1 protein-coding gene is annotated in these 305 nt (G+C 83.0%); it reads left to right on the top strand.

The window, feature by feature from the left end; genetic code table 11:
• A partial coding sequence (locus E2C05_RS33955; RefSeq protein WP_205083338.1) for a hypothetical protein occupies positions 1 to 305 on the top strand: 305 nt, incomplete at both ends.

Raw genomic sequence — 305 nt, forward strand, 5'->3', positions numbered from 1 at the left:
CGCCGCGCTGCTGCTCGCGCTCGGCCTCGGCGCCACCATCCTCGCGCCGCCATCCCTGCTGCGCATGCCGGCCGGCTGGCCCGGCCCGCATTCCGCCTGGCGGCTGCTGCGGGACCGCGCGACGCGCCGGGCCGTGCTGGCGGAGGCGCTGCCGGGCGGTGCCGCCATCGGCCTCGCCCTCGGCCTGGCGATGGCCGTATCCCCGGCCTGGGCGCTGCCGGCGGCGATCGGCGCGCGGCTGCTGCTGGCCCTGCCCGTCCCGGCCGCCTGGCGCGCCCCGGCGGCCGCGGCCCTCGTGCTCGGCG

Origin of the sequence: Paracraurococcus ruber, from assembly GCF_004353985.1 — a bacterium.
Classification (GTDB): domain Bacteria; phylum Pseudomonadota; class Alphaproteobacteria; order Acetobacterales; family Acetobacteraceae; genus Paracraurococcus; species Paracraurococcus ruber.